Source organism: Methylobacterium sp. AC433, assembly GCF_979253015.1.
Genome location: NZ_CEEDBN010000076.1, coordinates 1 through 259, shown reverse-complemented (window position 1 = coordinate 259; position 259 = coordinate 1). Strand labels below are relative to the sequence as shown.

The 259-nt window shown below is 64.1% G+C and carries 1 pseudogene; it reads right to left on the bottom strand.

Annotation, left to right across the window (positions count from 1 at the left end):
• Positions 1-259 (bottom strand): annotated as a pseudogene (locus tag AC0IWM_RS23795) (family 2B encapsulin nanocompartment shell protein); the annotation flags it as partial.

The window sequence follows — 259 nt, the reverse complement described above, 5'->3', positions numbered from 1 at the left end:
GTTCAGAAGGCCGAACTCGGAATTGTTGAGGAGCTCCCACTCCTCCCGCTCCTTCACGGCCTCGACCGTGAGGCGGATCTGCTCGCGCAACTGGTCGATCTCGTTGGAGTAGAGGTCGGTGACGCGGGTGGGGGTGTTGAGGATCGTCTGGATCGTGGAGAGGTGGTACTCGCGCGGATCGATCTCGTAATCTCCGAAGGTGGTCGGCAGGCGAGGCGCACCGGTCTGCTCGGCGAGCAGCTCGATGCCCTGCTCGCCG